6 protein-coding genes and 1 pseudogene are annotated in these 9,440 nt (G+C 52.2%); 3 read left to right on the top strand and 4 right to left on the bottom strand.

Annotated elements, in window-relative coordinates:
- Both ACEW8P_RS02495 and ACEW8P_RS02490 read left to right on the top strand, forming a co-directional pair.
- A pseudogene (locus ACEW8P_RS02495) lies at positions 1 to 295 on the top strand (hypothetical protein); the annotation flags it as partial.
- Positions 292 to 1,332 (top strand): acyloxyacyl hydrolase, encoded by a 1,041-nt coding sequence (locus ACEW8P_RS02490; RefSeq protein ID WP_373511533.1) that lies wholly within the window; start codon positions 292 to 294, stop codon positions 1,330 to 1,332. The pseudogene ACEW8P_RS02495 and the gene ACEW8P_RS02490, both read left to right, overlap by 4 nt.
- A gap of 124 nt (positions 1,333 to 1,456) precedes the next feature.
- Here ACEW8P_RS02490 and ACEW8P_RS02485 read toward each other — a convergent pair whose 3' ends face one another.
- The 4 genes from ACEW8P_RS02485 to ACEW8P_RS02470 form a co-directional block, all read right to left on the bottom strand.
- Positions 1,457 to 2,041, bottom strand: a complete 585-nt coding sequence (locus ACEW8P_RS02485) for a hypothetical protein (RefSeq protein WP_373511532.1) — start codon at positions 2,039 to 2,041, stop codon at positions 1,457 to 1,459.
- Entirely contained in the window at positions 2,038 to 3,057 is a 1,020-nt protein-coding gene (locus tag ACEW8P_RS02480; RefSeq protein ID WP_373511531.1) for a fatty acid desaturase, read from the bottom strand. Before ACEW8P_RS02480 ends, ACEW8P_RS02485 begins: the two co-directional genes overlap by 4 nt.
- A gap of 178 nt (positions 3,058 to 3,235) precedes the next feature.
- Positions 3,236 to 5,011 (bottom strand): RagB/SusD family nutrient uptake outer membrane protein, encoded by a 1,776-nt coding sequence (locus tag ACEW8P_RS02475; RefSeq protein WP_373511530.1) that lies wholly within the window; start codon positions 5,009 to 5,011, stop codon positions 3,236 to 3,238.
- 40 nt (positions 5,012 to 5,051) lie between these two features.
- Complete coding sequence (locus ACEW8P_RS02470; RefSeq protein WP_373511529.1) at positions 5,052 to 8,243, bottom strand: SusC/RagA family TonB-linked outer membrane protein; 3,192 nt, start codon at positions 8,241 to 8,243, stop codon at positions 5,052 to 5,054.
- A 268-nt stretch (positions 8,244 to 8,511) separates the two neighbouring features.
- Between ACEW8P_RS02470 and ACEW8P_RS02465 the strand changes: the two genes are divergently transcribed.
- A partial coding sequence (locus ACEW8P_RS02465; protein ID WP_373511528.1) for a DUF4962 domain-containing protein occupies positions 8,512 to 9,440 on the top strand: 929 nt, incomplete at its 3' end.

The following is a 9,440-nucleotide window of genomic DNA, read 5'->3' as shown; positions in this document are numbered from 1 at the left end:
CATTCAACACTACGGATTGAGGAGGGAAATCAGCAAAACAGGCAAGGTAGAAGTAGTACAACTGCACCACGCCTGGAACTGCTATTACCGCACCTCGGCCTGGATGCACTACCTGATGCCCGTCCACTCCATTCACCATTTACGGGAAGAACGGCTGGACGAAATCCATGATTTTGCCGGGTGTGAAATGCCCCGACCATTTTCTGCGATGATGATCACCGCTTTCTTTCCTGGCCGCTGGTTTCGGCTGATGGATAGTGAGGTAGCTCGCCTCACCCAAAGAGAAATAGCATGAAGTGTTGTTGCAAACTGGGTATTCTGCTATTGATTGCCTCAGAAGTTTCGGGTCAGGGCGGATTCTCGATACAGGCCGGCTTCCAGCATGGGAATGCTGTCACTTCGCATCAGAACAGCGACCCAGCGCAACAGTACGGTTTTACGCTTGATCTCAATCGGCAGACCAGCGGTGAAAAATACTGGCAGGCCGACCACAAGTACCCGCAGATAGGGCTACAATTGGCGGGTAGGTTTTTTCCAGGAAATAGAATTTTGAAAAATAATTTCACCTTAATTCCCTACCTGGAATTCAACGTGTGGAAATCGGATTTGGGTACTTTACAAGTCAAGCACGGCACGGGACTGGCCTATGTCTCGGGCGATCTTCTTAATTCCGACCAGCCCTTATTAGGTACTAGACTCAACGCCGCCACTATGCTGGATTTAGGCTATCAGTTCAAGAGCAAAACCGCGCTCGAGATCAAAGTAGGCGCATTGGTGAGTCATCTTTCGAATGGGAATACAGTGCAACCCAATGCCGGGCTTAACTCAGCATTAGCCTACATAAACTTAGCCTACTTTCCCGGAAATAAGTTGGATGTACGCCGTCCGCTGGCCGTAATAACGGACTTTAAACGTTGGCGTTTCCGCATCGGCTCGGCGGTTGGTTTTCACGATTATACCAGAGAACATTACTTGCTCCACAAAAACTGGCAGGTCAGCCTGCTGGCCTTTCGCCAACACACTACCCGCTTCCGCACCGGGTTAGGGCTGGAAACGGGAAGGCTCGGCTCGGGCAGCAAAGTTCAGCCTGCTGTTTATCTGGAAGAAGAAGTCCTGATCGGGCATTTAGTGACGCGCTACGGCCTCGGCGCGTATCTCACCCAGCCCTTGCCCAACGAAGGTCGTATTTATGAAAAAGTCGGCATTGCCTGGTATCCTGGAAAGCTGGAAAATCAAATCGCCCAAGGCTTCTCCGTAGGCACCAACATCAAAGCCCACGGCTTTCGGGCCGCGCATGTGGAGGTGACGGCAGGTTTTTTAATTGGGAATTAGTGAATGTCGGAATAAGGGAATATAATAAATCATAAAATTTAGATTAGATACCTGAAAATTAGAGATTTATTATTCCGACATTCCGACACCGCGAGGGCGGCCCCGTCCGACATTCCGACATTCACTAATTCCCAATTGGCCTCAACCAGTACCTTGCCCCAATCCCGAATGTATAAAACTGCGGATAGCCGGGAATGACGTTGAGCGTTAGGTCGATGTTCTTGGTGATTTTGTAGTCGTACTCGATTTCACCGCCGTACCAAACAAAATTCCACTGCCAGTTGCCGCTGGTTTTTAAGAGTCGTGTTTCTTGCACGTAACCATCGAAACGGTACCAGCTTTGACGGTACACCAGCGTAGGGCCAAAACCTACTTCCAAGGAGTGCCTCGGGCTGTGTGCGAGTACATTCAACCTCAGGCCTAAGTGGGTATGTCCGGCAAAAAGTTGGGCGCAGTCGCTGTATGCTCCCTGGGCGAATTTTATGGCCCAGCGTTTTTTGTGAAAGTACCTTTGGTAAGAAGCAATGAAACCCCAGTTAGGAACTATCACCGCGTTTTCGTCCAGCTTGTTGGGCATCAGAAAAGCGTTTTGCTCGCCGTAAGGATGCAGCGTACCGAAGACAAAGCGTAGCCCAATATTATCCTGAGCCTCAGTATCGCCAATCGCAAAGAGCGCGACGATAAAAAGAAATACTGTTTTCTTCTTCATGACTGGGTGGGATTGTAGCGCATAGCCAGACGATTCATTTTATAAAACCAAATCGGTGGTAGTAGTGCCATCGCGATCATCATAAAATACAGATAGGGCATTCGTGGCCCGGCTTTCAGGTTGGTAGTTCTACGGCTTTTGTCGGGTAGGTGGTGCAACGAGTGCAGAGGCAGTAGAAACAGGAGGTAGTTGGTGTATTTATAGTAGCAGTTCCAGGAAAGTTGCTGCGAGATTTCCTCCCGCTTGTCGCGACGGTGCAAACCGTAGTGCTGAATATAGTTGATGAGTTCGTAAAGTACGTAGGACACGAATCCCTGCAACATGAAAAAGACGATCGCCGCGACGGGGTTTTGAGCAAAAAAGAATATAAGAATCCAGGTCATGGCCAGCAGACCCAGCATTTTCAGGTTAGCAAACAACACCCGACGGCGCAGGTAGCCCGGCAAGCCATATTGAGTCAGGAAACTTTCTTTCAAATTGGAAAAAGTGACTTTAAAAAAATAGGTGTAAAAATCCTCGTTCAGCTTAGCCGTCGTGGCGTCCTCTTTTAGCCCAATGTAGCGGTGGTGGCCGAAAACGTGTTCTGTGGCGAAATGCGGAATGCCTGAAACGGTGAGCAGTAGCACCGACAGCGTTTTCTGAAGTTTTGATTTACTATGTAATAGGTCGTGCGCCAGCGTGACAATGAAACAGCCCGTCAGTAGCCCTGTCGTGACGCTGAATCCTAATAAGTGACCCCAAGAAAAGTTGGCTTTATCCACAAAGAAAGTTCCCCAAATAATCAGCCCCAGCAATACGACGGCGTTCACACATTTGAGGTAATAGGAAGTTTTCGAGCGGTAGAAAAAACGCAATTCGTCGGAGAGTTCCGTATTTTTGAACTCACCCCAATAGATGTTGAGCAGGTTACCTACAAGCAGCAGCGGGTAGAGGTAATAATAGTGCGCATAAATGCACAAAATTAGGTAAAGTGCAGTCAGTATGGATGGAATCAAATATCGCCAGGAACGCTCCATTGTCATCACACGGTTGGTTCAGTCTAAGAATTTTCAATAGTACGCGTTTATTTTTACTATAAAAAAAGCACTATTTGCTGAAGACAGGTTGTGACCACACTTAATGCAGTATGGGGCATATCAAAAGAGACGACCCATTTCGAGTCGTCTCTTTTGTTGGATAATAAAATGAGAAACCTTACTTATACGCTGGATTCTGCGTCAAAGTAGGCTCGCCCGTTTTGAAGGAGCGGTCGATAGCCGACTGCGGGATGGGAAAGAACTCATTCTTGCCCTTGGTGAAGACGGCGTCTTTCAAGTATACCCGCTTCTTCTGCTCCTCGGCGAGGTAGGCCTTGAGAACCTCCGCCTGAACGCCCCATCGCTGCAGGTCAAAGAAACGATGACCCTCCATACCAAACTCCAGGCGGCTCTCAAAACGAACGGCCTTGCGAGCCATCGCTTTGTCCGTAAAAGCTGTGTAAGGCTTAATGACATAGTTAGCCGCTGGCTCATTCAGCACAGAGTAGTCGTCGCGGGAGGCGGGACCCTGCACGGCTTTCTTGACGAATCCAGCAGGATTGGCCGCACGGGCGCGAACCTGGTTGACCAAATCCTTGGCTTTTTCCAAACTACCCACTTCCACTTCTACTTCGGCCAACCACAGCAGAATCATGCCGTAACGCATGATGCGGTAGTTGTTGCTCGACAGATTGCCCCAGCCGCTGATGCCGAAGCCTGCCTTTTCGGCGATGTGCTTCTTGGGGGAATAGGGACCCGCGTAAGTCTGGTCACGGATGAAGTCGCTGCCGTGGATTTTGAAATCCTTGAACAGGATACCCCGGCGACCTACCGTGTGATCTAGGCGCGGATCAAGGTTGCCCGCGTAGGGTACAAAGGGATCGGTGTATTTCAAGCCCTGATCACTTTTAACATCCGTGGCATTGAAAGTATCCAGCAATGGCAGGCCGCTGGCATCCGTTTTAAAGGCATTGACCAGGTTCTGCGAAGGCTGATAGAATCCGCAGCAGCCCCAGGGGTCGATGTAGGGGTGAGCCAAGCCCACGCCCGCCGTAGCGGCCTGGTCGGCGGCACTGGATACGGCGTACTGTACTTCCCAAATTGACTCGGCGTTGTTGCGGAAGGCAATCAGGAAGTTCTGCTCGAAGCGCGGCATCAGGCTGAATTTGCCCGAGGCGATGATGGCTTCCAGCAGCGGCTTGGCGGCCGTAAGCTTGGCCGTGTTGGGTGCACCCGTTAGTACGTCCCATCCCTGGTACATGTAAGCTTTGGCCAGAAACGCCATCGCGGCCCACTTGGTGGGGCGGCCCACTTCGGCCTGAGTTTCGGGCAGAGCGTCCATCGCGGCTTTGAAATCGGCCTCGATCTTGTCCCAAATCGGGCCCGCATTTGGGACTTTGGTGCTTTCGAGGTCATTGAGCTGAAAGGTTGCATCGTCGATGTATGGCAGTGTTTTCCACATCTTCTGCGCCTCGAAGTGGAACAGTCCGCGCAGGAAACGTGCCTCGGCCACAATTTGCTTGCGGCGGGCCTCGGGTAGGGCAGGGACATCTTTCAAAGTGTTCAGCACGTCGTTGGTACGGGCGATCCCTTTGTACAATCCCCGCCACTTGTTGGTAATGTGGCCATTGTTGGGCTGGAAGTCATACTTTTCGATGAACGACTGCTCGGGCTGGTCACCGGAGTCAGTGCCCTTGTATGCGTCGTCGGAGGCGATGCCGCCAAAAACCCAGCTTTGTATGTCGTTGTTCCAGGGTGCCTGACCATCCAGACCCTGCCCGTCCACCATGGCGTAGGCCCCGAGAAGCAGGCCGTCTACGCCGCCGGCAGACTTCAGAGCCGCCGGGCTGTACTGCCCCTGCGGTTCCCGGGTCAAGAATTCGTCGTTGCAGGCCGTCACGCTCGCCAGCAGGGCGGTCGCGGCAAGTCCGTACTTTACTATTTTGGTTTTCATATAATGCTATTTTTAAAGTCGGTGATTGGAAGAAAGTGGTTTAGAATGATACATTCAAGCCCACCAGGAAATTACGCGAAACGGGCATAAAACCTCCGTCGAAGCCCAGGGTGTTGTCAACTCCCGTCTGAATCTCGGGGTTGAGTCCCGTGTATTTCGTGATGGTGAACATATTTTGGCCCTGTAGGTAAAGCTGCACGTTGGAGAAACCGATCTTGTTAGTCAGCGTGCGGGGCAGCGTGTAGGTCAACTGCACATTCTTCAAACGGAAGTAAGTACCTTTTTCAAGCAGGTAAGTCGAAGGACGGCTGCTGATCTGATCGTTGGCATCGGGGATCGGCGTCGTGCCGCCCGGATTAGATGGCTGCCAGGCATCGTACAGAGCACGCTTCGAGCGGTTGCCCTGGAAGGTGTTGAAATCGGCGAAAAAGCGGGTGTAGTTAAATATGTCGTTACCCACCACGCCATTTCCAAATACCGTTAGGTCGAAGGCCTTGTAGCCCACGTTCAGGTTCACTCCGTAGTTGAACTTCGGGTGCGGGTTACCGATAATGCCCCGATCGTCGGAATTGATCACGCCGTCATTGTTTATATCCGCGATCTTGAACTTGCCCGCTTTATTGTAGGTGCCGTAAGGTGCCCAGGCATTGGCTTCGTCGTCCGATTGGAAAATGCCCAGCACAGTGAGTCCGTAGTAAGAGGACAGCGGCAGTCCGGCCTGCGTCAGCGTTACCGCGTCGGTCCGCGACCCGTAGCCGAAGAACTTGGTGTTCTTGCTTTCGGTCAGGCGAACCACCTCATTGCGATACATGGAGTAGTTGGCTCCGATGGAATACCGGAGGTCGCCACCCATCAGATTGTTGCGGTAGCTCAATCCCAGGTCGATGCCCTTGTTGTTCATCTCACCCACGTTGAACGATGGCGCACTGGCGTCGCCCACGGTGTAAGTCAAAGGAATCGAGAAAAGCATGTCGTTGGTCCGACGGTTCCAGAAATCCAGTTCGACCGTCAGAGCGCTGTTGAACAGCGTCGCGTCCAGTCCAAGGTTATTGGAGGTAGTCGTTTCCCATTTGGCGTTGGGGTTACCCAGCGAGGCGGCGTCGTAGCCGATTGTGGGCTGACTGCCTGACCCATCGATGGGGTAGCCCGCGTGGAAAATGTCCGAGCGGTAGGTCGTGTAGGCGTTGTAATCACCGATCTTCTGGTTGCCAGTCTTGCCCCAGCCATAGCGCAGCTTCATATCGTTGATCCAGCTCACGCCTTTAAGGAATCCTTCCTCCGATACGCGCCAGCCTACACTAAATGCCGGGAAGGTAGCACTCCGCGACGCGCTTAGGAAGCGCGAAGAAGCGTCGTTGCGCAGAATGGCCTGGAATAAGTAACGATCCTTGAAGGAGTAGTTTGCCTTACCGAAAAGCGAGAAGAGGGTATAGTCACGATCCACCCGGCCGTAGTTGGATGCCTTGGTGGCATCGCCCAAATCTAGGTAGCTAATGATGGATGGAATCTCGAAGGCGTAGCCATTACGGGAAGCGCCGAATATCTCTTTAAACTCCCGGATGGCCTCCGTCCCGACGTACGCGTCGAACTGGTGGTCGCTGCCGATCTGCTTGGAGTAAGACAGCGTGTTGGTCCACACCCACTGGTAGTAGTATTCGTCCGCCGAAGTCGAGCCGTTGTTGAAACTACCTTCAACGTACTCGGGGTTAGCCCGGCCGATGTAGCGTCCCCGTTGGCTGTTGCCATCGATACCCAGACTGGTTTTCACCGTCAGATTTGGGATAATGTCGTACTCGCCGTACACATTGCCGAATATACGAAGCCGCATGGTGCGGTTATCCTGTTGACGGGATAGCGTCGCGTAGGGATTGGAGTTATTGCCCAAGTTCAGGCCTCGTGAGCCGGCGAAGTTGCCTTCGATATCGTAAACAGGCAGCAGCGGGTGGTGCTTGTATGAACCCGATACGGCGTTCTGCTCCTGGTTGTTGCCGAAGCCCCCTTTACGGTTGTCGAAAGAGACAGAAAGGTTTTCGCCAATCCGAAGCTTCTTATTCAGGCCAGAGAATTCAGTGTTAGCCCGTATCGTGTAGCGGTCGTAGCCAATAAATTTAACCACGCCGTCCTGACTGAAGTAGCCAAGTGAAATAGCGTAGCGGCCATTTTCCGTACCGCCCGTGGCACCGATCTGGTAGTTTTGGATAGGCGAAGACTGCGTCTGTTCCTTCCACCAATCCGTGTCGGCTGACTTGGTAATGGCGTAGATGTTACCGGGCCGTAGTGAGTAGCGGTCGGGGTTTACTCCGGGAGTACCTTCCTTGCCCGCGCTGGGAAATACGTAGTCGGGAATGGTCACCTGCCCGTTCGGGCCGAAAGTGTATTGGCCGTGCGATGGATCCTTTCCCGCGTACTTGTCAGCCAAATACAGGTACTCGCCCAACTCGCGGGCGTTGAGTACGTCGGGACTGCGTGAGGGGGTCTGTATGCCGTAATATGAATTGAAAGAAATAACGGGCTGTCCGACTTTCCCGCGCTTGGTGGTAATAATAACCACTCCGTTGGCCGCCCGCGAACCGTAGATGGATGCCGAGGAAGCATCTTTCAAAATTTGGATCGTTTCGATGTCGTTCGGGTTCAAGTTGCCCGAGTTCTCGGTAGGTACGCCGTCGATAATAAAGAGCGGGTCGTTGTTGCCGATGGTACCGAACCCCCGTATACGTATCGTAGCGTTGCCGCCGGGTGTGGCGTCATTCACCACGTTCAGGCCCGAGGCGCGGCCCTGCAGCTGCTGGGCAAAAGTAGTAGCGGGCACTGCCTTCAAATCCTGGGCGTTCACGGTCGTGACCGCCCCGGTGATGTCTCGCTTTGACTGCGAGCCGTAGCCCGTTACGATTACTTCTGAAAGCGCGTTGACGTCGCTGTCGAGCTGCACATCGATAATGGACTGATTGCCAATGGCCACTTCTTTATTTTGGTAGCCAATGAAAGAAAAGACCAGGGCAGTGGCGCCCGTTCCGATTCGGACAGAGTAAGTACCGTCGGCCCCGGTGGTAGTTCCAGTCAGGGAAGTCCCGCCCTTCACGGTGACTGTGGCTCCGGGTAGTCCCGAGCCCGACAGATCGTCGATGACTTTGCCCGTGACCGTGCGATCCTGGGCGTAGGCTGTCTGGAAAAGCAATATCAGCAGCAGGCTCAGAGAGGCATAGCTACTAAATTTTAGGTAACTTTTTAACATAATAAGTTAGTTAGGTTAAGAGAAATTTTCAGGGCAAAAGTATGAATTTTATCTCAGAATAGGCGTAAGAAGCTAGTCGATTATTATGGTAATGCATTTTTGTATGATTATTCTAATACATATACTATACCGAACTCCATTGCGATTATTTAAAATATGTCAATCTAACAATTAAAGTATCTGAAAACTGTTTTTTGAACAAAAAATAATAGTAAAATAGGCGCCGCCTGGTCTTTTCTTTTTCATGTTGACAAATACTGCTACTTCCATGAAAAACTCATTATTGATCTGTCTGATTCTGATCACCCTTGTGGCCTGTGGTCAGAGGAATACCCCACCAACTCCCGCCCCCGATACCAAGCCCTTTGCCGGTAAGTTAACTGACCTCAAACGCCCGCACCCTCGTTTGCTCCTACTAAAAGGCGAGGAAAAGGACCTTTTGCAAAAAATCCAGCGTGATAAGGCTCTCCACAACATCCACGACGCTATTCTGGCTGAGTGCGACCGCCTGCAAAATACGGCACCCGTCGAACGCATCATGACGGGCCGGCGGCTCCTGTCCGTATCGAGGGAAGCCCTGAGGCGCATCTTTCAGCTATCCTACGCCTACCGTACCACGGGCGACAAAAAGTACCTGCAACGCGCTGAGAAAGAAATGCTGGCGGTGGCCGAATTCTCCGACTGGAACCCCAGCCACTTTCTCGATGTAGCCGAAATGACGATGGGCGTCGCCATCGGCTACGACTGGCTCTACGACGACCTCTCCGAAAGTACCCGCCAGAAAATACGGACTGCCATCCTGGAGAAAGGCATCGAGCCTTCCTATGACAAAGACTACAACTGGTTTCTTAACGCCGAACACAACTGGAATCAGGTCTGCAACGCCGGGATGACCTTTGGCGCCCTGGCCATCGCCGAACACGAGCCGGAACTGGCGGAACGCACACTGAACCGCTCTCTGGAAAGTATCCCCAAAGCCATGGAACCTTACGGCCCCGATGGCGCCTATCCCGAGGGGTTTGGCTACTGGGAGTACGGCACGAGTTTCAATGTGCTTTTCCTGAGTGCATTGGAAAAAGCACTCGGTACGGATTACGGACTTACCCAAATACCAGGCTTCATGCAAACGGCGGGTTTCGAGCAGCACATCGTTGGGCCGCTGGGTATCGTGCACAACTGGGGCGACAGCGGCGACAA

Source organism: Persicitalea sp. (assembly GCF_041751555.1).
GTDB lineage: Bacteria > Bacteroidota > Bacteroidia > Cytophagales > Spirosomataceae > Persicitalea.
This window is presented reverse-complemented; position numbering and strand designations above follow the sequence as displayed.